Genomic DNA, 26,652 nt, shown 5'->3' on the forward strand with positions numbered 1-26,652 from the left:
AGGTATGCATTCAAGACTTAAAAACATCTGATCAAGATGTTTTTAAGTCTGAAGTAGTGCTAGTTATAGCCCGTATTCTGGCCCAGTTTCGCGTCTTTGTTTAAGTCAATCTCCGTTTGTGGAATCGGTAAAAGCACATTATAAGGTTGAATGGTAGCATTTTCCCTAATGTTTAAGCGCTTTACCCTATCCAGTAAAGTGCCTGTCCTCACCAGCGTCATTCTCCTGTTTTCCTCGCCGATCAGTTCCCTGACCCGTTCGTCCAAAATGAAATTAAGCGTAATGTCAGCTGCAGATACCTGTGCCGCATTGGCCCTGGTCCTTAACTTATTGATGCTGGTCGCTGCATCACCAGGTCTGTTTTGTTTGAACTGTGCTTCTGCCAGTAACAAATAGGTTTCTCCCAGGCGCATCATGATTAAATCCTTAAAGGCCCCATTTCCAGTAGGATCTGAAGCGATAAAGTGGTTCCATTTTGTGGTATAAGGAACGATGCTCCATAAAGTATCAGCCGGAGTAGGTACTACTTTTTTGCCGAATAAAGCAGGCTTACTCGGGTCGTTATAGTAAAAATCACGGTGCAGATTGTATTTAGAGTTGCGGATGTCGTTAGGCCCGGATCCGGTGTAAGCGCTTTTGATCACCCAAGGGCTTAAGCGCAAACGGCCAACGCCACGTCCGCCCAGTGAATCGCAAACCAGCATGCCCGAAACATTGCCATAAAAAGGCACCCAAACCCTGCGGTGCTGATCCAAATTTGTTGCACCACCCGGTATGTTGAATTCCAGTTCCTGTACCCAGATGGCTTCGGTATTTCCCTGACGGCGGCGTTGGTTGCCATAAATAAACATGTCAGCAAAAGCATCACCCGGTTCGGTTTTTTTGATCCCGTACCTGGTGTCCACCAATTTGAAATTGCTGGCAATAACCGCCAGGCATTGCGCCTCTGCCAGGTCATTTTTACCCTGTCTCAAATACACTTCTGCAAACAACTGCGCAGCAGCTTCTTTGCTGATGCGACCAGGCTTAGAAACCGCATCAATGGCCGGCAAATTGGCCGTAGCGTACAAAAGGTCATCGTTGATGAATTTGTCCAGATCGGCTACGCTGGCACGGGTAAAATCTGTTTTAGGTTCATCATACGGGCGATCGAGCAATGGCACTTCCCCCCATAAGGTAACCAGGAAATTATAGGCATAAGCCCTGAAAAAGCGCGCCTCGGCCGTATATAATTTACGTTGGGCATCCGTTAAGGTGGCTGTAGGATCTGCTGTACCTCTCAGGATCTGATTGGCGTTGGTAATTACGCGGTAAGACCAGGTCCAGTAGTACAAGGCCGAAGGATCTACAGGCAAAAGCCGTGAATAATCGTGATACGGGATCAACTCCGGATTTTCCTGGCCGCTAATTGCTACGTCTGTTCCTACCTGGAAGATAGCGAGTAGCGACTGGTGTGGCATTTGCATGGTATATTGCTCCCTTACGGTTGCCTGCAAACCTGCAATTCCAGCCTCTAAACCTGCAACATTTTTAAAACTACTGCCCGGCGAATAACTCGAGTCAGATTTTTCGTCTAAAAAACTTTTGCTACAGGAAAATAAGCCAACACTTGCAATAAATATGAATGATAAAAGAATATGCTTTTTCATAATTTTATTTTTAAAGATTAACGTAATGTGATGTTTAAACCAAAGACAACGCTAGTCACTAATGGGTATACGCCGTAAGCCAGGGGTTGGTTGGCCGCCCCAGCTTGTCTGTCTACGCCATTTACACTCAACTCCGGATCTGTTCCGATCCAATTGGTAAAGGAGTGCAGGTTACGACCGCTTGCGAACACCGACAAGCTGCCTATTTTTAACTGCTCGGCAGCTTTACTGGATAAATTATAGCTCAGCGTAACGTCTTTTATTCTCACATAGTTTTGTTTTACCGGATAAGCATACAAGCGCGGGTTTGAATACGTTAAAGAAGGCGCTTCATTGTTGTTGTTTGTTGGCGTCCAATAGCTCAGTTCCCTTGGTATGTTTACACGACCGCCATAGGTTTGCAGGTTTAGTATCGGATTATTGATCAATGATCCCTGCGCCGTTTGAACGAAAACACTCAGGCCAAAGTTTTTGTATTTGAAATTGTTGATCATACCACCTGTCCATTTAGGCAGGCTGGTACCCAGGTACGTCTTATCCGCTTCCGTGATTTTTTTATCGCCGTTCAGATCCGCAAACTTTAAGTCTCCAGGCTTGGCCGTGGCGTCAACATTTGAAGGATCTTCACCAGTTTGCCAGATGCCTTCCAGCTTATAATCATATATGGCATACAATGATTTACCGATAAACCATTTGTTACCGATATCATCCAGGCCATCACCATACAAGGACACAATTTTGTTTCTGCTGGCCGCGAAGTTGAAGTTGGTAGACCAGTTGAAATTGTCGTTTTTAATGTTTACCGTATTTAAAGTAAACTCTATCCCCCTGTTGGCTACTTTACCTAAGTTGTCAAAGATGCTTGGAAAGCCAATGATGGCCGGTAACCTGCGTCTCAATAGCACATCTTTAGTTTCCGTTTTATACACCTCTACCGTACCTGTAATCCTGCTGTTTAATAAAGAGAAATCAACAGCTAAATTTGTTCCGGTAGTACTTTCCCAATTGAGTTTCGTATTTCCCAATACGCCATTGACCAGTAAAGAGCTGGACACCAAACCCGTAGTGGTTACCCCATTGTAGATGTATTTGGTCACACCTTGCGTGGTAATCGTCTGGTAAGCACTGATCGCTTGATTTCCGGATTTTCCGTAAGAAGCCCTCAGTTTGATGTTGTCAATCTGTGACACATTTTTTAAGAAATCCTCGTTAGAGATGTTCCAGCCTACAGCAACAGAAGGAAAAGTACCGTACTTGCTTGTTGCCGATCCAAAGGCCGAAAATCCGTCCCTTCTTACGGTGGCCGTAATCAGGTATTTACTTTTATACGCATAATTTAAACGGCCCATCTGAGAAATCATGGATTCCCTGGAATAGATGGAACTGGGTACAACCGCACCAGCTGCACCAATGTTATTGAAGGATAAATCATCATTTACAAAGGTGGTACCCTTAACATATAACCTGGAAAGTTCCTTTTTCTGTGCACCATACAATGCGGTTACATCAAAATGGTGGTCGTTCCAGTCTTTGTTGTAAGACAGGATGTGTTCCAGTAACCAGCCTTCGTTTTCTTCTTTTTGTACTTCTGCGGTTCCCGAGAAAGTGTCACCTGCATCCGGGCCGGTGTACGTATCATCCCTGGTAGGCTGGAAAGTATAATTTCCATTAAACCTGTATTTTAATCCTGGAATAAAGGCCGGTTTCACTTCTGCATAAAAAGTACCGTTCAGGTTTTTATCGCGATTGATGACATCCCGGTTTAAACCCAGCAATGGATTTCTGAACAGGGTTTCGCCAAACATCGGGAAAATCGTATAATCCCCGTTTTCTTCACGTATGCGTCCATAAGGGCTCATCTGAAGTGCACTGCTGTAATTTACGGTTCCACCATCCGAGTTGCTGTTGGCAAAAAACAAGGAAGTACCCGCTGTTAACCATGAAGTAACTGTTGCATCCAGGTTGGAGCGCACCGAAGCACGGGTAAACTGATAGCCTTTCAATACCCCTTTTTGTTTTTGATAAGCACCAGACACGAAGTATTTAACCTTCTCTGTACCGCCTGATATACTCACGTTATGATCCTGGATGTTACCTGATTGCGAGATTTCTTTTAGCCAGTCGACCGTATTACCGGCATTATAATTGGGAATTTCATATTGGTTGGGTACTGGCGGACTGGCAACCGGACGGTTACTTTGTCTCAAAAACTCCAGGTATTTCTCCGCATATTCCGGTCCGCTCAGGGGGTGTAAATTTTTAACCTGGTATTCCGGGCCGGCATAAACACTGTACCTGATGGTCGGTTCGCCGGTTTTCCCTCTTTTTGTGGTGATTAAGATGACCCCGCTGGAACCGCGTGTACCATAAATGGCCACTGCTGACGCATCCTTAAGAATCTCGATGGAGGCGATGTCATTCGGGTTGATGTCATTCATGGAACCGCCGAGGTTACTGAATGGCACCCCATCGATCACGGTTAAGGGTCCCGTTCCCGCATTAATTGAATTCACCCCCCTAACCAATACCGAAGGCGAGCTGCCCGGTACAGACGAAGTTGAGGATATGTTTAATCCTGCCGTGGTACCCTGAATGGCAGACAGCACATTGGTAACCGGTAAACCAGCTAACCTTTCTTTTGGTACTGAAGTTACCGAGCCGGTAATGTCTGAACGTTTTTGTGTACCGTAACCCACTACCACCAGCTCATTCATCTGGTATTTACCTTCGTCGATTAACATGGTCACATTGATGAGTGTCCTGGTACCAACAGGGATTTCCTGGGACACGAAACCTACATAGGTAAACACCAATGTGGAGCCTTCAGGTGCTTTGATTTGAAATTCACCATCGGCATTGGTTTGGGTACCAATTTTACTGTCTTTTACCGTTACGCTAACGCCGGACATGGCAGCACCGGCCTCGCCTTTTACTTTTCCTTTGATCAGGATATCTTTGGCAGCTGCCGGACTGATCGCGATATGCTCAACTTTTGTTTCCTTAACAAATTTCCCTGAAGCATGTACGCTTGAAGAGAAGATTAAAACCGAAGCGCATAACAAAGCGCGCTTTTGATTAAAAGTACTAAAAAAGTCAAGAAAAGAATAATTGCCTAATAATAATTGTTTTTTCATTCTTTTGAGTTAAAATTTTAATAATTATGGACATACTTGTCCAGAGACTAATTGTTATCTTAAGCTAATTTTAGAGTGTTTCTATGTTCATATCTAGTTTGGTTTAGTTTAGTTTAGTTTATGGTTGTCTATATCTGGTAGTTGTCAGGAATTGGCTTTGCTCATCATTTCGGAACCAGGGATGTTTTCCTTTTTAAAACCGGGCATCCAGCGTTTGATCAGGTGCCCGTAAAAGGCATAAAACATGAGGTAGAGGTAACAGGGGAATAAAATCCAGTAGGCGGTCCGCACATCATATAAATCGGCTACATGTCCATAGATCAATGGAAAAATGGCACTGCCGCAAAGGGCCATGATCAGCATGGAAGCCCCTACTTTGGTAAAACGGCCCAGGTTGTTTAAAGCCAGGGGCCAGATGCCCGCCCAAACCAGGGAGTTGGCTAAACCCAGAAGCACGATGAACCAGATGGAGATGTCAATCGAATGCCCTAATATGGAATAAGAACCGGAGGTGTGGATGATTAAAAGTGTAAGTACGGCGCCCAACAAGGTGCAAAAACGCAGTACGTTAACCTGGGATACGTATTTTGGGATGAGTACAATACCTAAGCCATACCCGATGATGGTGGTAAATAAAGTATAGGAAGGGAAAACTTTGGCTTCCATGATGGGCATGCCCATCGCTGTGGCATAACCAATAATGGTGTCAATGGCAATCACCTGGGTACCCACGTGAAAGAAAATGGCTAAAACACCCAGTATTAAATATGGAAAATCAAACAGGCTTTTCTTATCGGCATTCAGGGCAGAGAGTTCTTCTGTTTCCTGTTCGGTATCAATTTCGGGTAGTGGAGAAAAGCGGATCAGGATGCCTAAGGTGGTGAGCACCGTACCTAAAACTGCATATGGAAGGATTACCCTGCTGATCAGCTCGTCTAACACCTGGTCTTTTTCTGCAGCTCCCATGAGTGGCAATTGTTTGAGCATTTCGTTATCTGCCACCTTAAATATGACAGATGCGAAAATGAGCGGGGCTAAAATGCCAGCTGCTTTATTGCAAATGCCCATAAAGCTGATGCGTTTGGCTGCTTTTTCAATGGGGCCTAAAATGGTGATGTATGGATTAGCGGCGGTTTGTAAAATGGCCAAGCCTGATCCGATGGTAAAAAGGCCAAGCAGGAATATTTCATAGGTCCGGCTGAGTGCGGCAGGGATAAATATAAATACCCCGATGGCCATGACCCAAAGGCCATACATGATTCCCTTTTTAAAGCCTACCCTTTTTAACAGGTAAGAAGAAGGCAATGACATGATGAAATAAGAGATGTAAAAAGCAAAGGCGACCAGGTAGGACTGGAAATTACTCAGTTCGCAGGCTATTTTGAAATAAGGAATTAAGATGGCATTGATCCAGGTGATGAAACCGAATACGAAGAACAAACCTCCCAGGATAAACATGGAGATTAATGTTTGTTTTGAACTAAGTGAATTTACTTTTACTGACCCCATTTGTTTTTAGTTAAACTGCAATTCAATCCTAAATAAAATGGCTATTACCGTTACGTTAACGTACCCGTAAAAAGTTTAAAAAAATTCGCCTTGATTATTTTACAATAAAAGCGATTTCCTATCCTCAACAGCCTGTCTATATTTGGTTCGTTAAACGCGTTAACGTTAACGTACACGAATATATAAATTTTTTATTCAAAACAAACTTTTTTTCAAGACTTATTGACTAAAAATCAGAATATTATTTTTGTGGGAGGCTAAAGGTCAGTTTTGTGTATACCTTATATATAATGGTATGAATCGTGTACGAAAGCAATAAGTTATCCTTCGCACACGATTCATACTATCGTGTGCGCTATAATGATGTAATCTCTTTATGGGAAAGCTTCGTTGTTTTTGCAATAAAATCAACAGTTAATCCTTCTTTTTTAAGTTCACGTGCAATTTTTAATGCGGCTTCATGCTGTCCTTCCAACTTTCCTTCAAGCTTGGCATCGCGCCTGTCCTGCATTCTTACTATTTCTAAAATTCCCATATTGATTTCTCCTCCTGTTAGTTCAGATATTAGCTGATCAAATTTACAATTAATATCCTCATTGTTAATGTATATAAAGTTTTTTATGAAAATCAGAAAACTGATGATCCTGTCGTGGTCATAATTATGGCTCAGCAATGCTTTGGCAATGATAAGTCGTTCCTCTCCAAGTTGTTTTTCCGGAATCTTGCCTTCCAGGATTGATTTTTGACAAGCCAGCGCAATCAGTGCAAAAGGATTATCCATTTTAAGTAATACTTCCTGATCGTGGTCAAAAATATGGTAAGTTAAATAACTAAATGAAAGTACCGTCCCCAGCAGTTCATCCCGATAGATCCGCGGCTTGCGCTGACTTTTACCTCCTGTAAAAACAGCAATGGTAGCTACTGAGACTTTGTATTTATCACGGATACGATAGTTATATTCATAAACCCGTTTTTCAAAATCAACATCATTCCCCCCTTCAATTTCAACATTGAGCAATACCCACTTTTCTGTGCCGTTTTTAAGATGTAGTTTAGCCAGCAAATCGGCCCTACGACCATCTCTTTTCCGCTCCCGGTTAGGGATGATCGCGAAAAGTTCCTTGTCCATAAATTGAATTCCCTTACTAAAATCAACAACCTGATCTGCATCGGGATAGACAAAACGTAAAAAATCTGGAAAATTTGCTTCCAATGCTCCCTTCAACAATTCATCATTCTTTTTTCGCAATGCAATTGCATACTCATTCATCATAAAATGGTTTTATTTAATCCTGGTGTGAATCAATAGAATTTCAACCACAATAACCAAGTTTCGATGTATTTATTTTAAAATAGTTTACATAAAAAAGCGGGGCAGTAACCAGCTACCCCGCACCAAATAAAACTTAATGAAAAAAAGAGAGCGTTAATATCTTTAATATATTCGGGGATTCCGCTTGTCCCGGGATAAAGGGTATAATGTCCTGATGTCAGTCCGATTTTAACAATCCATAAACCAGAGAATCCTCGAACTTCCCATTGTAAAAGTAATGTGCCCTCAGGCAGCCTTCCTTTTTGAATTTAAATTTTTCAATTAGTTTTTGGGATACCAGATTATCCGATCCAATAAATGCTTCAATCCGGTTCAGATTCATGTGTTCAAACCCATAGTCCAATACGGAAGCTAGAGCTTCAGCCATGATGCCTTTATTCCTTTTCACTTCACTGGTCAATACATAGCCGATCTCTGCCCTACGATGATCTATATACCAGGTATGGTACCCACACCAACCGATAATCTCCAATGAATGCCTTTCAAAAATTTGAAAAATCAACACCTTCTTATTGAAAGTGGCATATCCCTTTTTTTGCTTTTGTTTTTCTAAGGCCAATTCTGTTGCAGTGCTAATGTTGAGCATCTCCATGATTTTAACTCATCGTTTCGGGTTTAATGGCAACTTTGCCCGAGCTTTGTTCGCAAAAGGGTACCTGTTTTGCGAACAAAGATGCTGTTAAGGTGGGATCAATGTGCTTTGAAGCTAAAGCTTGGCCTATGCTTTTTTGGATCCTGAATTGGGTTCAAGATCTTCTCACCAACTATTTCTGAGTATCAAATTTGCGGTTCAACGGAAGAAAATGCCACTTATCTTCTGACAATGGAGAAAAAGGAATATATTTATCATACATGACGAAGCTTAAAAGAGAAGAAACTGATTTTAAATTACTTGCAGAACTGGTAAGACAAGAGCAATTGGCAAATGTTAAAGTCATAGAAGATTTTAGTTTCCCATTTAATGGGCAGAAAAGACTGACCAAAATTAACAATTGTCACTTTTTAGGGGAAGTTGAGTTTGACAATCTTCAATTTGATAGAACGCTAACCTTTTCAAACTGTCATTTTGATAAAAAGGTGAACTTTAATTCATGCCAATTTCCTTCGGGTTTAATTTTGTTGAACTGCACATTTTCTAGCGAGCTTTTATTTATTGATCCGGAATTTGAAACATTAACATTTTCTGGCGGTAAATTCCACTCCATAAAATTTGAAGGGATAATTAACAAGGGAGCTAATTCGGTCAATTATTTAAATTTTGAATCTGGTGATTATGAAACGGTAGATTTTAGCTGTAAGGAAATTAATGCTGAAATCACTCTTAAAGGAGGGGATTTTGAAAATGTATACTTCTTTAAGGCAATTATCAATAACAAGTTTAACATTAATGGGGATGATCTTAATATCCGATTTATGATTTTCAGAAAATGTATCTTTAACGATATGTTAGATCTTAGTGAGGGCAATGTGCAAGGGATTTTAGATTTTCATATTGTAACATTTAACGACCAGTTTATTTTCAGAGATAAATTTTTATGTGAAAGCCTCCATTTAAGTAATATAATTGCAAAACAGAATGTGAGTATCAACCAAGATGGAAATCTCCAGGGTGTTAGTCTAAACAATTGTGATTTCAACAATAATTTTGAGTGTCATTATTATAGCCAAAGCGATCAGCACTTAGATTACTATTTCTCATGCTCCTTAGATGGGTTCATAAAAGGAAATGTGATTTTTACAGACATTCCTGTAACCTCTATTGACGTCGGTTGCTACAATTTTGGTAATATTCTCTTTAGGAATACACTAAGTCGCTTAATCACGCTTAAAAACTTACAAAACTATAGTAAGCTAACTTTTGCCAATACCCAACTGATACCTGAAAGTCCCATGTTTATCGTTTTCGATTCAAATTTAGGCAATACTGAATTTGTAAATGTTGATTTTAGAAAGTTTAAAGAGATCGTAATCGCGACAAGCGAGGTTAGTAATATTATACTCTCAAATTCCATATTGCCTCCGCGCATACAAACTGGTGTAATTAACCCAATTTTTGGTTACAATATCAAAAAAAATGAGATTATAAATAATGATATCTATTACCGCGAAAGTTATCGGCAGCTTAAGGTAGCAATGGAAAAACAAGGAAATACACATTCAGCTTTAATTTATAAAGCAATGGAGATGAACTACCTACGTAAAGAGTTAAAATTTGGATGGGATAAGGTGCTGTTATACCTAAATTACTATTCTAATAAACACGGCTTAAGTTGGTCCAGAGGCATCTTATTTACCCTGTTTGTTTCCTATGTTCTCTTTATAAGCTATCAGCTAAGCCTGTCGAAAGGGATAATCATATCACCATTAGAGCTTAACGTAGTTGATTTGAAAACAAGTGTTGCGACTACATTTGACTCCTTCATGGATTTTTTGAGTTCATTTCCCTTATATAAAAAACAGTCAGAAGAGAACAGCTCCTGGCAAACACATTTGATCATCCTTTTAAGCAGGATTTTTATTGGATATGGCGTTTACCAAACCATTAATGCATTTAGAAAGTTTGGCAGCAAATGACATCTGATCATTTCTTAGCATCAATTCAAGCTACTTTATAATATTTTCCAAAACAAACCTCCTAGCTAATTCAAGATGCGATGCTACTGGTGGTTGTACGCAGTAAAAAAAGCGCGAAACAGGTAACCAGCCCGTTCCGCATAATAAATCTAATATTAGTTCTGAGCGCGCTAATATCTTAAATAAACATAATTTATAAAATGACTACAGTAGCTCTGTGATTGACAATGAAATTGCATGATTTTGCGATATACCACATTTCATTTGTTATATTACTTTAGGACAATTGATCAATAAAATTAGGCGACAATATAGCAAATTACCCTAGTGCAATTTCTAATTGACAACTTAAAGATCATCTCTTCAATTTAAGCTGGCAAAATCCGAAGAAGTAAAGTAGGAAGTTTACAGTAAAAATATTACTTATGTATAACGGTAATTTGAGAGAGCAGGCCCGCAGAGAAAAAGAAGACTTAGAAAAACAGATTAATCAACTCATTTCAGATTATGAAGCGAAGTGGAAACAAAACTGGATACAGTTATCACTTTTAGCTATTCCTGAAACCAAAAACAACCTGCCATACAACAGACAAAAAGGGGGGTAGGATTCAACGATATTTAACATTTGACGTCTAGGTATTGAATATATACCTAATAGTTTTGATAAAAGCCATATCTTCAAAGTAAAAATTACAATTATGGCAAAACAGCATGTCCTATTTAAGTTACACCTAAATGAAATAGTATATAAAAGATATGACTCCATAGAAGAGTTAAAAGGTGATTATAAAGCTAGCCTGAACTTCCCAGGAGAAGTCTCAGCCGAATACGATCTAGAAGAAGATAAATATCTTTATATGAAGAATACTCATGGTGAAGCAGGAATTTTACAACCAAGTTTAGACGTTATAAAAGCAGCTTATAAGGAAGAGCAGACAGTGTAGGTACAGGAATAACAGCAATAACTGTTGCATAAGAAGAAGTTGTTGTGTATGTTTACATTGTAAACAGGAAGGGCTACCCTTACGAGTAGCCCAATTACTAACGGTGTCCAGCCTAAAACCTGTACTGACAAGTATGACTATGATGGTGTTTAGATGACGACTTATGATGAAGCTTCTAATATCCATGACTCTAATGTGATCTGTAGTATATAATTGCTACACATTAGTCTACTTTATCAAGTATCTTTTTTAAGCCCCTTAAATGGGGCTTTTTATTTATGTAATTAACTCATAAGTTTGATCTGCACCATTGTTAATAATTCTTTTGATTTTACCTGATGTAGTTTTGACAGCTAGTGTTGCGGACATAGAGCTTAAAGCCTTCCTCCTATCAAGTAGCGGTTCATAGTTTATCATTTGTTCTACAATTTCAGCTGTAGACAGAGGCTTTTCTGAAGCTTTTAGTATGAATTCAGCCTTTGCAAACCAAGTCCAATTTGATTTATATCCATCTGTATGGGTAGTAACAGCTTGAATTTCATTATGACTAGGAGCATTTCCTTCTTTTGATGAATACTTCGCAATAACTGATTCCAGTTCATTTCTCTCTGCAGCTAGCTCTTTAATCATTGCGTCGATAGCATTAATTCTTTGTCTATATGCAGGTACTAAATACTTAACATGGCTTGAAGGTATTGTAATATCTTTTGACATCTTTATAGGATTTAACAATACAAATATAGACATCATCTAGATAACTCCAAATATTTTTTAATATTAATTCCTAACATTCCTATTCCGTCTAATTTTTCGCTACTATATAGGACTTTCATTAGAAGAAAGGGAGTTGGAACGATAATAATTTAAGGGCGCAGAAATTCTTGCAAGTATTTTCACGTAAATGGTGGACCGCCTTTTGTCATAATTGGACCTTTATGTCCAATTATAACAAAGATCGAGAAAACCAAATGAATCCACACTACACCAACTTATTCGAACTAGTAGAGTACTTAAAAGACAAACAAACAGCTATTAAGCATTTAGAAGAATTAAGGTGGAAAGGAAATTGTGCATGTCCGCACTACGGAAGCACTAAAACTTGCGCTCTAAAAAGCGGTAAATACAAATGCGGAGATAAAGACTGTGACGAACAGTTTACCGCAAAAGTTGGAACAATATTCGAAAGCTCAAAAGTTCCACTAAAGAAATGGTTTATAGGTATGTACCTGTTAACCTCGCATAAGAAAGGGGTATCTTCGCTTCAGTTAGCAAGAGATCTATAAGTAATGCAGAAAACAGCATGGTTCATATTGCAGAGGTTACATTTAGCCTAGGAAATGGAAGCTTTGAAATGATTGGAGGAGATAAGGTAGTAGAGATTGACGAATCATATGTAGGTGGGAAAAATGCCAATCGCCATGTGAGGAAAAGAGTATCTAACTCACAAGGAAGAAGCACAAAGGATAAGGCAGCTGTCTTGGGTATCCTTGAAAGAGGTGGCAATGTAAAGGTTACAATGCTAGAAAAGGCAAATGGAGAAGTGGTTAATCCGATAATTAATGAAACGGTGAAACTAAACTCTCAAGTTATGACTGATGAATGGAAAGTGTATAGAAAATTGAAACTAAGCACTGCTCCCGCCTTTTTGAGTCTACTCATTTTTGTGAGTTTATAGGTACTCGATCTGCAAGGCTTTCTTGCATTACAAAGATAGTAATGTTGTACGAGATCGAGAATTGCTTTTCGGAACCTTTGTTTTTCTTAAACCGCAGAGTAAAAATCAGAATGGCAGCGAAATTAAGTTACCGCTGTCATTTATTAGCTATCAGTTCCCTACAAAGGGTTGCAATTTCTTGAATAGTATTGTAGTAATGAATCGAAGCAGGCATGACAGTTGAAAGGCCAGTATTGTCCATATACATCCGGGTTGCTTGTTGTTCTCCCACAGAAACGTTTAGTCCTCTTTCGGCAAGCTTTGCCTTTACGATTAAGCTATCTACATTCTTAACTGGAAAAGTTACAATCCCGCTCAAGTTACTACCTCTATCATGGACAGTAATACCAGCAACATCAGCTAACGACTCTCTTGTCACCGCTGGAGTGATGTGGATACGGCACAGCACATCTTACGTTAACACGTTTTTGTTTACATAAAAAAAGCGGGGCAGTAACCACTCTACCCCGCACCAAATAAAACTTAATGAAAAAAAGAGAGCGTTAATATCATAAGATACTGAGCTAAACTCAGTATGACGTTTATACGATCTACTCAGGTAAGTTTACGGCCTGCGCCGGAATGACGAGAGTAACTTTCTAAGGTTAAATCCGATTTTAACAATCCATAAACCAGAGAATCCTCGAACTTCCCATTATAGAAGTAATGTGCCCTCAGGCAGCCTTCCTTTTTGAATTTAAATTTCTTAATTAGTTTTTGGGATACCAGATTATCCGATCCAATAAATGCTTCAATCCGGTTCAGATTCATGTGTTTAAACCCATAATCCAATACGGAAGCTAAAGCTTCCGCCATGATGCCTTGATTCCTTTTCACTTCACTGGTCAATACATAGCCGATCTCTGCCCTACGATGATCTATATACCAGGTATGGTACCCACACCAACCGATAATCTCCAATGAATGCCTTTCAAAAATTTGAAAAATCAACACCTTCTTATTGAAAGTGGCATACCCCTTTTTTTGCTTCTGTTTTTCTAAGGCCAATTCTGTTGCAGTGCTAATGTTGAGCATCTCCATGATTTTAGCATCAGGTAGCTTTTCAAAAATGTGATCATAATCTTCGTCTGTTAAACGCCTTAAAAAAAGGCGTTCAGTTTCCATAATTTCCAGTTTCATTTTCTTATGTATAGATGTACTAAGGCAGCGCTGCCATGGTAATACAGCGGAACAGGAAATGACACCTGTCCCGCTACTAAACCAAAATTACAATGGAGAGCGTTAATGTCTTTAATTAATTCACATCCGGCACTACGCCTTTGCCTAAACGCAAAATGTCAATCCTTCTAATCAGCTCAGTCAAACCCATGAACAAGTTTTTGTAAGCCCTGATCAAGCGTTCCCGCTCAAATTCATCCATGCCATGTAACTCATCTCCGTCTTTTACAATCCGGAGCTTGGTGAGTAAGCGCTGGCCTTCGGCGGCGTGAAAATCAAGTGCGTAGGTCCAACCCAGGGCTTTATAATGCCAGACTCCACCCAGTTGAATGGTTATCCGTTTGTATTCTTCTTCTAAAAAAATAAAGTTTTCTTCCTCGCTCAGGTCAAACTGTTTGCCCGCGTGGAGGTCAAAAATTAATTGACCTAATCTTGCAAATTCGTTATTCATTTTATGTGTTGTTGTTGTATTGTTGTATTGTTGTTGTTGTATTGTTGTTGTTGTTGTCGTCATCCTGAGTTTATCTCAGGATCTCCTCAGTTAAGTTTCCGGCCTGCGCCGGAATGACGCGAGCACAAGCGCCGGAATGACGAGTATCAATTCGCCTTTGTCAGTTGTTTGATCAAATCCGTTTCTTTCGCATCAAAAGCTGTCCCATCCGGCCGCAGGATGTCATGAAACCACAACTTCGGCTCGGCGGTAAACTGTCCGCTCCAACTCTGCCATGGATAATTGGTCTGCGTTTTACCTGCTACAAAACCCCAGTTGATGGCCCCTACTTTGTACTTCTTCGCTATTGGAAGTACCGCTTCAAAAGTGCTGCCGGTATTCCTGGCCATATACTCGGTACAAATGATCGGGCGGTTGTACTGCTGTAACCATTTCACACGCATTTCAAATTTATCCCCGCCCCTATAATTGTGAAAAGTAATGATGTCCGAATTGTCCAGCATCAGTTTCTGACAAGCCGTTAAACTATCGCGTACCGACCAGTTCGAATCCTGCCAGATCGCAGCCGTCAGCGGCTGGCTCGGCGAAGCCGACCTGGCCCAGGCAAAAGATTGCTCCAGCAAAGGCAGCACCAAAGCCAGTTTAGCTTTCTCGCTTAAATCTTCAACAGGAAACAGTTTATGGCTGCTGTGTTCCGGCTCGTTCCAGATGTCCCAGCCCAATATCCGCTTGTCGTTTTTAAAGTGGCCAACCACTCCTTTTACGTAATCTTCCAACCGTGCATATTCGGCCGGGTTTTGCAAGGCCGCAATGCCCGGGCTTTGTAACCAGCCCGAATTGTGGGTATGTGGCCTGGGCGGGTTTTGCTTACCGGGCTTTGGTGCCGGATCCCAGCAGCTGTCAAACAGCACAAACAGTGGTTTGATGTGGTGGATCTTACACAGGCTTAAAAAGGCATCCATGCGCCTGAACAAACCTTCTTTATCCTGCTTATATAATAAGTCGTGTAAAAACACCCTTTGGGTATTCATGCCCAGGGCTTCGGCCCAGGCCAGTTCTTTTTCTATGGCTTTCAGATCAAAGGTTTCTTCCTGCCAAAACTCCAACTGGTTGATGGCATAGGCCGGGGTATAATTGGTGCCAACCAGCCAGGGCTGCCTGGCGTACCAGGCATTTGCCTGTGCCTCCGTCCATCGGGTGTTTTGCTGGGCAAAAACCCCGGCTGTACAAAGCATGAATAAAAATAATATGAGTTGTCTTTTCATTTCTCGTTGCTTAAAATGTAATGGGGTTATAAATTCACTTTTAAGTTGCCACCTTCCAGGGTGACACCATCCAGTTTGGCATGTAGCTTCCTAAACATGGTGGGTGTCAACCCGGTTTCTCTTCTAAAAAAGTGGGTAAAGCAGGCCGGATAAGCAAAATTGAGCTGGAAGGTAATTTGCCTCATGTTATTCTCCGTACAGGACAACAGGATTTTGGCTTCCTTCAACAGGTATTGCCGTACCAGGCCCGGCACGCGTTTACCCAGGTTTTCTTCTGTAATATTGTTTAACAATCCTGCAGGAATATTCAACAGTTTTGCATAAAATGCGGCGCTCCGCTCTTCCAGAAAGTGTCTCTGGATCAACCTGTCCAGGTCTTTCAATATTTTTTCTTCTTCTATCATATCTAATTTATTGGAATGGAAAAATTAACTTCATCAGGTGGAAGGCATTGTGATTTTGTACAGGCCATAAACTCCAGTTTGCCTTTTACCGTAGTCTGTTTGGCTTTGAGTTTGATTTTTTGCTGAAAGGTGACGGTCTTTTCAAAATAATCTACCTGGATACCGAAGTTTTTATCAAACACGGATAGCGGTTTGGGTTCTGTTATTTTGCCAACCAGGATGTATGCTTTGGATGGACTGAACTTAAAACTGGTTTTCAACGGCCCGCCATCTTTTTGATAAGCAGAGTAAATGTGCCAGCTGTCTTCGATCTCTGCTTTGAGTAAGATCGTTGCTTCAGTATCCGAAGTTTTCTTAGCGGCATAGCTCCATTTTACAGGTTTTAGGATCTGGGCTTTAGCATGAATTGTCCAAAGCAGTGGCAAGACCAGCAGCGTGATCAGTTGTTTTTTCATCTGTTTATAATTTGTTTTTTATTTGTGATGAAGCTATCAGATTTATTTATCCCACTGTGTGGTTTGAAAAATCATGATGGTTTCATATGTGTTGTTTTTGTTTTCTTAAGTAGTTCCGCTCCGAACCTAGAACGGAACAGGTGAGCGCGGCTTACTTAGCGGGAGTTTCTTTTTTCTTGAAAACCATGACTTCTACCTCCCGGTCTTCGACTTTGATGTCCAAGCCGTTGCGTTGGAAGGCGGCACGCCATTCTTCCAGGTTCATTTTCTGAAAAATAGCATCATCAACTGAGCTTTTTCCATGTTTCAAATGAAGATTCTTAAGGTGTATTTTTTCGTTATTATAACCGGTTTCATTAAACATCGGCGGAGAAAGAGTATACATTTTGAAAAAATCAATTACCTGATTAAATGGAATATCTACGATCTCTTCTACAAAAGAATGTTCGATATTATCATCAAATATTATCTTACTATTAGAGTTATTCAGATTCGTTGAAAGATAATTAAATTGTCTATTCTTATTTATAATTACCCACGATGGTAACTTCTTTTTCTCAATTCTAACATTAAAACTAGAATATCGATTCAAATCTTCGAGCATATATTTATTATAAAAAATGGAATCCGACACTCCATTTCCAGGTAAAGTGAGGTTGTAACAGTGCTTTTCCTTTCCTAATAATTTATCTATAGAATCTGTCGTAGAATGATAATAAGAAAAGTCTGCCATAGGAACAATTACTTTATCATTTTGCTCAATAAAGAATCTTGTTAGATTACAAAGTAATCGAGGTTCCTTTATTGCATTCCAAAAACACTCTCGAAACAAGTATGATAACTGACTATTTAAAGTTATATAGCTATTAATATTATTTCTTTTAGTCTTCTCATCGAAGACGGAGTGTGAGTCTGCAAACCAATGAAGATTTTCTATTTCATTTGTGAATATTGATCTTGCAACAAACTGATTTTCCTCACCTCCGTTGCCATTTACGAACAATGGTATATTTGGATCAAACATACCATTGGATCGATTTTTTAAATTATGTTCTTTTGATAAAAGATACCTAGAAATATTTGCAGAATTAACCTCTCCAAAATCAGTAGTAGCTATTACCACGCCAGTTTCATCAATCCACACCTCATAGGGATTACCTACATGAGGAAATAAACCGTATAATAATGAGTCATTTACTATTGACGGTAATCCCAGCTTTTTTCTTTTAAAATAATTAGCAATTAAAGTGGAGTCTTCATGTGTAACAGGTATAATAGCAATCTTATCTCCAAATTCTCGTTGTAGATTTTCCATATCTGGTAAGTTAGCGATACAAGGTCCACAACCAGTTGACCAAAAATCAAGAATTACCAACTTTCCCTTCAATTCAGAAAATTTCACATTTTTAGATTTATAGTTGACAATTTTACCTAATGATAGTTCAGAAGGAACTTGTTCACCTTTTTTCAACGACTTTATAACCATCTGAGCAAAAATAGCTTGACTCAATGCAATCTGGGCGAGAAGCAATAATACAATTTTAAGTTTCATATTTGTGTGTTTAATAATTCGGATTTTGCATTAGGTGCGGGTCATTATTTAGCTCAGCAGCTGGAATTGGATATAGAGCAGAAGACGGCTTCCAGTTTGGTTTTATTGCACTCATTACCGCATCTATCCGCTGTGTCCTTTTCAGATCAAACCACCGGTGACCGAATTCCGTGTTGAGTTCTATTCGTCTTTCCCTTTCTATTGCATCAAGCAATTCGCTTTTTGTTCCCTGCTGATAATCAAGCAATCCTGCTCTTCTTCTAATGAAATTCAAATCTTCCCTTGCTCCTTTAAGGTCAGTTCCTAACTGTGCCCTTGCTTCGGCACGGATCAGATATTGTTCGGCTAACCTAAAAACGACTAAATACTCTGGCAATAAGCCTACTGTAGAACTCAGCTTTCTGTATTTATAAGGATACAAATAATCGACTCCATTAATTGCAATGCTTTTCATCCAGATATCTTTTCTTTTATCACCCGATTCTATTGCCTTTTGGAAGCTAGACGTATAAAAATAATTGATCTGCGACACACCAGAACCTACGATTAAAGTACCAGCGATTCCGGTATAACCATTAGAATTTGCGATTTGAAATATTGTTTCTTTGCTGGATTTCAAGAAAGTTTGATCTATAGATTCTAATTGGTACAAAGCAGAATTATTGATGAGATGTGTAGCCTGAAGCTCTGCATTTGCATAATCTTTTAGGTAAAGATATACTCTTGCAAGAAGTGCAGTTGCCGTACTTTTATTTACCCTGGCCCGATCTGCACTTACATAAGTATCCTTAAGTAAACTCTGAGCGTCTTTAAGATCAGTGATAATCTGCTGATAAACTAGATCTATCGGTTTTCTGAATGCAACTGAATTGATCCTTACATCTGTAACAGTGATTAAAGGCACATCCCCATAGAAATTCAATAGTTCAAAATGCATAAAGGCACGCATAAATTTACTTTCTCCAAGCAATTGATCCTTCACTCCGGCATTTAAAGAGCGACTTTCTTGAACACCTTCAATAATAGAATTTGATTGATAAATGAGGTTATAAAAGTTATTCCAGAGAAGGGAAATACTATAATCGTCAGCTTTTAGGACATTGGTATTAAAGGCAAAATAGTCTGTTATACTGGTGGTTAATTCATCTGAAGACAGAGAAGGATGTAACATTTGATTCCTATCAAAGTCATATAAAAAAGTAGCATAAAGCCCATTTAACGCACTAAAGGCTGAAGCATCAGAACTGAATACTTTACTAGCGACACTTTCGTTGATAGGTGCATCTATGGCAATCATCTTTTTACAAGAAAAAAGCACGCTCACGATGATTAGGGTGATTAAGCCCAACATTTTTATACTTTGGTTGAAATTTTTCATATTAAAAAGGTTAAAGGGTTATCTGGATACCTGCAGTTAAGGTTCGAAGCGTTGGTACAGTCAAATTACCACTTGGAAATTCGGGATCAGATCCTTTATATCGGGTAAAGGTCAAAAGGTTTTGACCCTGGAAATACAGTTTAAGTTGGCTAATTTTGGCCCTGTTCAACCAAGAACCTGGAAGCCGATAACCGATATAAAGATTTTTAAGTTTGATATAGGATGCATCTCCCCAGAAATGACTTGAACTATTATAATAATAAATATCCTCACCGACTAATGAAGCCTTTGGTACATTGGTTACATCACCAGGTTTCCGCCACCTTCGCAAAGCCTCCTCTGGCATATAACTATGTAAATACCCCGGTGAAAATCCTGGTCTATAACCTTCCTGTTTTACAAAACAGAATAAGAAATCTAACTGTAATCCTTTGTAGGTAAAACTATTGCTAATCCCACCATAATAATCCGGCAAGCTCTTACCAAGCGTAAAAAAATCATTCCCATACTGTGGCGTAGTTGTTTTCTCTCCGCTATGAGTATTATATAAAGCATTGCCAGTTTTAGAGTCTGCTTCAGAAAATGAATACTTTCGTATAATACTTAATGACTTTCCGATTTCATATGCATTTTTGTAGGTAGAAGATTCAATACCTGGATAGGAAACCAGTGTATTGGTATTGAAAGATAAGTTAAAACTACTCCGCCAATTGAAATCTTTTGCTTTTACATTTTCTGTATTAATTGAAAACTCCAAGCCTTTGTTATCGACAACAGCAGGTAAATTTGTTACGTAAATCTCAAAACCAGTTATACCTGGAAGAGAATAATACGCCAGTTGATTATCTGTTCGATTTCTGAACCAAGAGCTGGAGATCAAAATCCTATCTGAAAATACTCCAATATCCAAACCTATGTCCAATTTTTCAACAACCTCCCATTTGTAATCCGGGTTTCCAATTCTCGATGGAATCAACCCTGGATTTCCCTGATATATGCGAGAAGAGTTATACGACTGTAAGAAATTATAATCTGAACTAGGTTCATTTCCGATAGTACCATAACTTGCCCTAAATTTACCATAACTAATCAAAGAAATGTTACGTTTAAAAAAATCTTCATTAGAAAAAATCCAGGCTGCACCAATAGTTCCAAAGTTTCCAAACTGTTTGTCCGGACCGAATCTGGAAGAACCATCCCTACGGTAATTTGCATTCAGAATATATTTGTCTCTCATATTGTAATTAATCCGTCCAAAAGCGGAAACCAATCTATATTGTGTATACGTAGTATTAGGAGAAGCACCTTGCAAATCGATATTTCCTGCGGCTCCAATATTCCCGAAGAGATTTTCATCTTTATAATTTTGTCCTTTGATAAAATTGCCTTGGGACACTGTAGATTGGTAAGTCCCACCTACAAGTACCTGCAATTTTCCTGGGCCAACTAGTTTGTTATAATCTAATTGCGGTTCCATATTGACAGTAGTAGAAGTGTTATTGGCATATTGAGCAGAATTAATAGGATTATTTGCAGGGTTAAAAGAGCTTAAAGGTTCTACACTGAAACCATTCAATGAAATCCGATTAAAGCCTAATGCGGTTTTAAAATTTAGATCTGAAGTAATGTGATATCCAAATTGTCCATTAGCAACCAAATTATCTGTCTTGGTTGTACTTTTTTGTTCTAATTTTGCCTGATAATTGTTATTATCTCCATAATTTCTAGTCCCGTCTGGATTAGACAATGGAAAATTTGGCAAATTAAAAATGGGTAATCCCTGAGTGATTAAGGAATTCTTGTCCGAGGTATAGATCGCACTAAATGAAGTATAGAATTTGTTGTTCTGTGAATTATGATTTAAGTTAATATGAGCTCCACCGCGCATATAACCCAAATCGCCAGGATATATCGTACCTTCTTTCCTGTAATTTCCACCCAGCAGAAAAGTTGTTCCTGAATTCCCTCCTGAAATACTTCCAGTTACATTGGTTAAATGAGCGGTATTTCCTAGAATGACTTTTTGCCAATCTGTATTCTGGTTCTGGTCATATTTAAATATTTCTGGTAAATAGTCCTTAATATCATTAATATTAATACCATCATTTTGAGCACCTTCCGTTTCTAATTCTAGATATTTAGTAGTTGGCAAAAAATCTTTGAGTAAATGGCTTGTTTGTGAAATTCCTTGGCTCATATCAAAATCGAATTTCGTAACACCTACTTTTCCTTTTTTTGTAGTAATTAAAATTACACCATTAGCTCCCCTCGCACCATAGATTGCTGTTGCATCTGCATCTTTTAATACATCAATACTTTCGATATCTGAAGGGATCAAACTATTAAAAGGAGTGAAAGACAGAAATGAAGCTGCATGTCGAAAGTTAGTTAAAACACCTCCTGTTTTAGAACTATATAAAGCTGTCGCCGAAAAAGGCACCCCATCCACAATATACAACGGATCCCTATTCCCTTGAATCGAATTAATCCCCCTGATCTGAATCTTTGTTTCCGTCCCCGGCAATCCCTGCCCGTTCGTCACCAACACCCCCGGCATCCTACCCTGCAAAGTCTGCAAAGGATTCGCCACCGGTTGCTTCTCAATATCCGCAGCAGTAATCCTACTCGTATTCCCAGTAGCTAACCTCTGCGTAGTTGTACCATATCCTATCAATTTAACCTCATCCAATTCCCCTACAACTTCTTTCAACACAATACTTTCCTGAACCATCGCATCCTTCACCAAAATCTCCAGGGGCTGATAGCCTATATAAGAGATCACCAGGATGTCCTTGTCCTCTACCCCTTTTAACACAAACTTTCCATTTTTATCGGTACTTACCTTTTTGTTCTTCCCCTTAACCGAAACGGAAGCACCAGGTAAAGCTTTCCCATCAGCATCCAGCACGCGGCAGCTGATGTCAGTATAAGTAAGGGCGGCAACCACCCTGTCCAGAAAGGAAGGCTCTTTCGCTTTGATTAATATGGTTTCCCGGTCAAGTTCGTAAACAAGTTCCTGGTCTTTGAGGCAAAGATCCATCACGTCTAAGAGTTCTGCATCTTTAAAGTTTACGGCAATGACTTTACGGTCGTCCAGTTTTTGGTCGGAGTACAAAACCCTGAAGCCGGTTTGTTTTTTAATTTCGGCAAATACCTGTGCCAGGGTCGCTTTTTTAGGACCATAGGTAAAGCGCTGGGCAAAGCTTGCAGCACTAACCTGCATAAAACAGGTGATCATGATAATTATGACGAGTCTCATAATTAGTAAAATTTTTGATGGCAGCCAGTCATAGGGCATACCAGGTTTAAAAGGATTTAATTTCATACCTTTGGTTTGTTGGGTTAATACGTTAAACTGATGTCGAAATTTGTTTTTGGGTTAACTCAATACTCGCCGGATAGTGCTTAGACTCACTATTCGGCTTTTTTGTTTCCCCTGCTGGCCTAGCTTTGCCGTCGGATTACGCGCTGCATTGTACTGATTTTAAGGTTTATATTTGGGTTAATTTCCGGGTTGGTTAAACCCGGCATTGATGATTCTTATTTTGGCTTCACAATAATCTGGTTACCCCTGATTTCAAAACGGCTGTCGCCCGTTTTTTCAAGCATATGCAACACTTCCGACACGTTGTTTAAACGCGATACGGAGCCGGAGTAAGTAGGTATTTGATCGTATTTTGCCTGATATGTTACAGTGACGTTATACCAGCGTGCCACACGCCGCAGGATATTGGGCAGGGGCTCGTTTTTGAAAATAAATTCCCCGTTTTTCCAGTCGATGACGTCGTTGACATTGACGGCTTTTAAGCTGATATTTTGAGCGCTGAGGATAGCCTGCTGCCCGGGGCTCAGGATGGAGAACGCGGAGCCCTGGCTTACTTTAACCGAGCCCTGTAACAGTGTTGTTTTGGTGTCTGCCTCATCTTTGTAGGCATTGATGTTGAAATGGGTGCCCAATACGGTTACCTGCTGGCCCGGGGTTTCTACGATGAAGGGCGTAGCAAGGGCAAGGTGCTGCACTTCAAAATAAGCCTCTCCGCTAAGCAATATTTTGCGAGATTTACCAGAAAATTGCATAGGGAAGGAAATTTTTGAGTCGGCGTTTAGCCAGACACGTGTGCCATCGGGCAAAGTGAACTGGTAAGTACCACCCAGCGGGGTTTGTGCGGTAAGCAATTGATTTTTAGCCCCGCTGCCTTCGGCATCGCTCCTGGAGGGCCTGTGCTGCCCGGAAACTGCGGTTCCATCGGTATATGTTAGTTTAGATGTTTGGATGACAACACCGGTTTTGGCATCGCTTAAGGTGATGGTTTTGCCATTGGCCAGGGTTAGGGTTGCGGTGTTTTTACCCGGAGCAACGTCGTTGGAGTATTGAGGTCCTGAAACAAGTTCAGGATGACGACCGTTCCTATAATGGGCTTCAAATAACCAAACGCCGAAGATCAGGGCTGCTACCGCAGCAGCAGTGATGGCAATGCGTGGCCAGAGTTTATTCGGTTTAACCGGGTGAATGGTAGCGATGAGCCTGTCCTGAATCCTGGTTTTAACGGTAATTTCATGGTCAGGGTAAATGCCATCGGCATAACCCACGCTCCGGTACCAGTTTTGCAGGGCATCTATTTCTTGGGGACTGGCGATGCCTTCCTTGTACTTTTCTATTAAACCGTTTATTTCCTGCTGCTCCATATAGAAATCTAGAAACTTGTTGTTTATAAGGTTGTACGCTGAAAAACACTTTACCCTACATGGGTACTAAAAAATATTTTTATACAGTTCTGAAACCACTTCAGGAGCCAGTAAAGTGACCAGTCCGGTATGATTGAGGTTGTCTTTTACCACTTTTAAAGCCCTGGTGAGGTTGGCTTCCACGCCTTTTTCGGAGATGTTCATTTTCTCGGCGATCTCTGCATTGCTCAGCCCATCTACCCTGCTGTACTGGAAAGTAAGCTTACATTTTTCCGGAAGCTGCTCTACGATGCCGTTTATGTAGTCTTTTAGAAAAAGGGCATCCAGCTTTTTATCGTCGTCGGCAATTTCATTGAACTCGTAATTGGCTAAAGCCAGCGCCGCACGTTTCTTTTCCTTCTGGTAGTATTTAAAGATGCTGTACTTTACGCAGGTTGTTAAAAATGCAGCCACGTTTTCGATCACCTGCGTGTTCCGCTTGTCCCATAAGGAAATGAATACTTCATGTACCAGGTCTTCGGCATTGACTTTGTCTTTGGTATGGTTCCAGGCCACCAGCAACATCTTTTTCCAATACCTGTTGTACAGCTCGGTAAATGCGTATTTGTCTTCGCGAGACATGAATTCCAACAGTTCCTGGTCGGTGTGTGTGCCGTAAGCAGCCATAATGATTTTGATATAAGCTCATCTAAAACTAAGCATTTTTTTGCAAGTACACATACAATTTTATATATAATGTATGTTTTAATTCTGGCCGAAAAATTGCAGCACTAAAATAAAAAGAAAAATATGGATTCAATCATGTCTCTTCTAAGTTTTTCGGCGATCCTGCCGCCACTGCTTATATTTATAGCTTCTTGTTTTTACCTTTCTAAAATTGTTAAAGCAGATGCGGTGTTGATTTTTGTAGGATCGGGCATTGCTTTGCTGGTTACCGTGTTTTTTACTTTAATGCCGAGTTTTATACACAACAGGAATATTCCGGTATCGGGAATGTCTTTTTACTATTCTGTTGCCGGAATTGTCAGTTTAATTGGCGGGGTGTGTTTTGCTACCGGATTTTTTATTTTGATTACCAATGTGGTTAATGCCAGTAAAAAGTATTAGTTAGGGCAATGCGTTGATTTCTTCGATCGTAAGACCTGTAGCTTCAGCGATTAGTGCTATATCAATATTGTTCTTTTTTAAGGTAATGACAATTTTTTTATTTGCTTCATCCCGTCCTTCTATTCTTGCCTCGTTTCTTGCATAACTCAGCGTGGCCAGATTATCTCGGTGGATTTTAAGACGTTGTTCGTACTCATTCATATTTTTTCGGGTTAAAATCTTCCTGTGTCTTGATATCGATCAAACGTACATCATGTATATAATGCTACGTTACTTGAAATTGATGGCTTTTGCTGATTACCAATGTGGTGAATGCCAGTAAAAATTACTAGTTAGAGCAATGCGTTGATCTCTTCGATAGTAAGACCTGTAGCTTCAGCGATTAGTGCTGCATCAATATTATTCTTTTTTAAGGTAATCGCAGTTTTTTTATTTGCTTCATCCCGTCCTTCTACTAGTCCTTCTATTCGTCCTTCATCCCGTCCTTCCTTTTTTGCACAACTTAGCGTACTTTGATTATCTCGTTGGATTTTAAGACTTTGTTCGTACTCATTCATTTCTTCTCGGGTTAAATTTCCAATTGCCGCAATTTCAAATAGTTTTTTATATTCAGCCTTGCTTCTCAAAGATAGCGGAATTTCTTCATTTTTGTTTAGGTTATTGAGTATATACAACCACTCATCCAATTCTGTCGATAATTCACCTGCATATTTTTTAAATTTAGGCATTTCAATAAATATGTATGCCAGTTTAGGGTAAAAATCTTCCTGTGTCTTGATATCGATCAAACGTACATCGTGTATATAATGATCTGGGTGGCTGTCATCAAACTTAAAATTCATTATTGCCACAAAGTAAATTTCTGGTAGCACGTACTCCCAATCAGCCAATACGCCAAGTCCTTGCTCGTTTATCAGGTTACTTGTGTAAAAAATGCTACGTTCCTTGAAATTGATGGCTTTTGCATTTTGCATTTCAATAATAAATTTTTCGCCTTTATCACCAGTGCAATACAGGTCAAATATTGTTTTTCTGTAATCCTTTCCAGGTCCTTTATATTCATTCGTATTATATTGTATATCGACAATTAACTTACGATTTTTAAAAATCTCGTTGAGAAATCTAATTAGAAAATCGCGATTAGGCTCCCTACCGAAAATATGCTTAAAACCGAAATCGCTATATGGATCAATAAATCCATGTGGTTCGGCTTTACCCTCCAGGAAACTTGCCGGTGTTGTAAAATTCTCAGACATCATATATTTGATTTGACACAAAAATACGAGCAAAAATTCACAACAACAAACAATATTAAACT

At 39.6% G+C, this 26,652-nt stretch carries 25 protein-coding genes; 6 read left to right on the top strand and 19 right to left on the bottom strand.

Going from position 1 to position 26,652, the window contains the following annotated elements:
- Window positions 1–59 precede the first annotated feature (59 nt).
- The 5 genes from IM797_RS03965 to IM797_RS03985 form a co-directional block, all read right to left on the bottom strand.
- Window positions 60–1,649, bottom strand: coding sequence for a RagB/SusD family nutrient uptake outer membrane protein (locus IM797_RS03965; protein ID WP_194125785.1), 1,590 nt, complete (start codon window positions 1,647–1,649; stop codon window positions 60–62).
- A 17-nt stretch (window positions 1,650–1,666) separates the two neighbouring features.
- Entirely contained in the window at window positions 1,667–4,783 is a 3,117-nt protein-coding gene (locus tag IM797_RS03970) for a TonB-dependent receptor (protein ID WP_194125786.1), read from the bottom strand.
- A 144-nt stretch (window positions 4,784–4,927) separates the two neighbouring features.
- Window positions 4,928–6,292: a sugar MFS transporter gene (locus IM797_RS03975; protein WP_194125787.1), complete on the bottom strand. Its 1,365-nt coding sequence runs from the start codon at window positions 6,290–6,292 to the stop codon at window positions 4,928–4,930.
- Between the two features lie 355 nt (window positions 6,293–6,647).
- Window positions 6,648–7,565: a hypothetical protein gene (locus tag IM797_RS03980; protein ID WP_194125788.1), complete on the bottom strand. Its 918-nt coding sequence runs from the start codon at window positions 7,563–7,565 to the stop codon at window positions 6,648–6,650.
- Between the two features lie 217 nt (window positions 7,566–7,782).
- Window positions 7,783–8,211, bottom strand: a complete 429-nt coding sequence (locus IM797_RS03985) for a GNAT family N-acetyltransferase (protein WP_194125789.1) — start codon at window positions 8,209–8,211, stop codon at window positions 7,783–7,785.
- A gap of 266 nt (window positions 8,212–8,477) precedes the next feature.
- Here IM797_RS03985 and IM797_RS03990 point away from each other — a divergent pair, with 266 nt between their 5' ends.
- From IM797_RS03990 to IM797_RS04000, 3 genes are all read left to right on the top strand, one after another.
- Window positions 8,478–10,199 carry a pentapeptide repeat-containing protein gene (locus tag IM797_RS03990; RefSeq protein ID WP_194125790.1) on the top strand — a complete coding sequence of 574 codons (1,722 nt, stop codon included), beginning with the start codon at window positions 8,478–8,480 and terminating at the stop codon, window positions 10,197–10,199.
- Between the two features lie 425 nt (window positions 10,200–10,624).
- Window positions 10,625–10,804 carry a hypothetical protein gene (locus tag IM797_RS03995; protein ID WP_194125791.1) on the top strand — a complete coding sequence of 60 codons (180 nt, stop codon included), beginning with the start codon at window positions 10,625–10,627 and terminating at the stop codon, window positions 10,802–10,804.
- Between the two features lie 93 nt (window positions 10,805–10,897).
- Window positions 10,898–11,143 (top strand): hypothetical protein, encoded by a 246-nt coding sequence (locus tag IM797_RS04000; RefSeq protein ID WP_194125792.1) that lies wholly within the window; start codon window positions 10,898–10,900, stop codon window positions 11,141–11,143.
- A 276-nt stretch (window positions 11,144–11,419) separates the two neighbouring features.
- Here IM797_RS04000 and IM797_RS04005 read toward each other — a convergent pair whose 3' ends face one another.
- Entirely contained in the window at window positions 11,420–11,857 is a 438-nt protein-coding gene (locus IM797_RS04005) for a hypothetical protein (protein ID WP_194125793.1), read from the bottom strand.
- A 221-nt stretch (window positions 11,858–12,078) separates the two neighbouring features.
- Between IM797_RS04005 and IM797_RS04010 the strand changes: the two genes are divergently transcribed.
- Window positions 12,079–12,426, top strand: a complete 348-nt coding sequence (locus IM797_RS04010) for a transposase (protein WP_194125794.1) — start codon at window positions 12,079–12,081, stop codon at window positions 12,424–12,426.
- 17 nt (window positions 12,427–12,443) lie between these two features.
- Window positions 12,444–12,818 carry a transposase gene (locus IM797_RS04015; RefSeq protein ID WP_194125795.1) on the top strand — a complete coding sequence of 125 codons (375 nt, stop codon included), beginning with the start codon at window positions 12,444–12,446 and terminating at the stop codon, window positions 12,816–12,818.
- Window positions 12,819–12,954: 136 nt separating this feature from the next.
- Here IM797_RS04015 and IM797_RS28635 read toward each other — a convergent pair whose 3' ends face one another.
- From IM797_RS28635 to IM797_RS04070, 11 genes are all read right to left on the bottom strand, one after another.
- Window positions 12,955–13,266 carry an aminotransferase class V-fold PLP-dependent enzyme gene (locus IM797_RS28635; RefSeq protein WP_370583063.1) on the bottom strand — a complete coding sequence of 104 codons (312 nt, stop codon included), beginning with the start codon at window positions 13,264–13,266 and terminating at the stop codon, window positions 12,955–12,957.
- Between the two features lie 146 nt (window positions 13,267–13,412).
- Entirely contained in the window at window positions 13,413–13,997 is a 585-nt protein-coding gene (locus tag IM797_RS04025) for a GNAT family N-acetyltransferase (protein ID WP_194125797.1), read from the bottom strand.
- 115 nt (window positions 13,998–14,112) lie between these two features.
- The gene (locus tag IM797_RS04030; RefSeq protein WP_194125798.1) at window positions 14,113–14,487 is read right to left on the bottom strand and encodes a hypothetical protein; all 375 of its coding nucleotides are present in this window, start codon (window positions 14,485–14,487) and stop codon (window positions 14,113–14,115) included.
- A 146-nt stretch (window positions 14,488–14,633) separates the two neighbouring features.
- On the bottom strand, window positions 14,634–15,752 hold the full coding sequence (locus IM797_RS04035) for a cellulase family glycosylhydrolase (protein ID WP_194125799.1): 1,119 nt from the start codon (window positions 15,750–15,752) through the stop codon (window positions 14,634–14,636).
- Window positions 15,753–15,778: 26 nt separating this feature from the next.
- Complete coding sequence (locus IM797_RS04040; protein WP_194125800.1) at window positions 15,779–16,156, bottom strand: AraC family transcriptional regulator; 378 nt, start codon at window positions 16,154–16,156, stop codon at window positions 15,779–15,781.
- Window positions 16,157–16,158: 2 nt separating this feature from the next.
- A complete protein-coding gene (locus IM797_RS04045; RefSeq protein ID WP_194125801.1) occupies window positions 16,159–16,611 on the bottom strand; it encodes a protein-disulfide reductase DsbD N-terminal domain-containing protein in 453 nt (150 codons plus the stop codon).
- A gap of 151 nt (window positions 16,612–16,762) precedes the next feature.
- On the bottom strand, window positions 16,763–18,163 hold the full coding sequence (locus tag IM797_RS04050) for a TlpA disulfide reductase family protein (RefSeq protein WP_194125802.1): 1,401 nt from the start codon (window positions 18,161–18,163) through the stop codon (window positions 16,763–16,765).
- A 10-nt stretch (window positions 18,164–18,173) separates the two neighbouring features.
- The gene (locus IM797_RS04055) at window positions 18,174–19,541 is read right to left on the bottom strand and encodes a RagB/SusD family nutrient uptake outer membrane protein (RefSeq protein ID WP_194125803.1); all 1,368 of its coding nucleotides are present in this window, start codon (window positions 19,539–19,541) and stop codon (window positions 18,174–18,176) included.
- 10 nt (window positions 19,542–19,551) lie between these two features.
- Window positions 19,552–22,800, bottom strand: a complete 3,249-nt coding sequence (locus IM797_RS04060; RefSeq protein ID WP_194125804.1) for a SusC/RagA family TonB-linked outer membrane protein — start codon at window positions 22,798–22,800, stop codon at window positions 19,552–19,554.
- 281 nt (window positions 22,801–23,081) lie between these two features.
- On the bottom strand, window positions 23,082–24,227 hold the full coding sequence (locus IM797_RS04065) for a FecR family protein (RefSeq protein WP_194125805.1): 1,146 nt from the start codon (window positions 24,225–24,227) through the stop codon (window positions 23,082–23,084).
- A gap of 66 nt (window positions 24,228–24,293) precedes the next feature.
- Entirely contained in the window at window positions 24,294–24,893 is a 600-nt protein-coding gene (locus tag IM797_RS04070; RefSeq protein ID WP_194125806.1) for an RNA polymerase sigma factor, read from the bottom strand.
- 123 nt (window positions 24,894–25,016) lie between these two features.
- Between IM797_RS04070 and IM797_RS04075 the strand changes: the two genes are divergently transcribed.
- Window positions 25,017–25,334, top strand: a complete 318-nt coding sequence (locus IM797_RS04075) for a hypothetical protein (RefSeq protein ID WP_194125807.1) — start codon at window positions 25,017–25,019, stop codon at window positions 25,332–25,334.
- Here the strand turns inward: IM797_RS04075 and IM797_RS04080 are convergent, their stop codons facing one another.
- Both IM797_RS04080 and IM797_RS04085 read right to left on the bottom strand, forming a co-directional pair.
- Window positions 25,335–25,535: a hypothetical protein gene (locus IM797_RS04080; protein WP_194125808.1), complete on the bottom strand. Its 201-nt coding sequence runs from the start codon at window positions 25,533–25,535 to the stop codon at window positions 25,335–25,337.
- Between the two features lie 131 nt (window positions 25,536–25,666).
- The gene (locus IM797_RS04085) at window positions 25,667–26,593 is read right to left on the bottom strand and encodes an Rpn family recombination-promoting nuclease/putative transposase (protein ID WP_194125809.1); all 927 of its coding nucleotides are present in this window, start codon (window positions 26,591–26,593) and stop codon (window positions 25,667–25,669) included.
- Window positions 26,594–26,652 lie beyond the last annotated feature (59 nt).

This window comes from Pedobacter sp. MC2016-24, assembly GCF_015223055.1.
Taxonomy (GTDB): Bacteria; Bacteroidota; Bacteroidia; order Sphingobacteriales; family Sphingobacteriaceae; genus Pedobacter.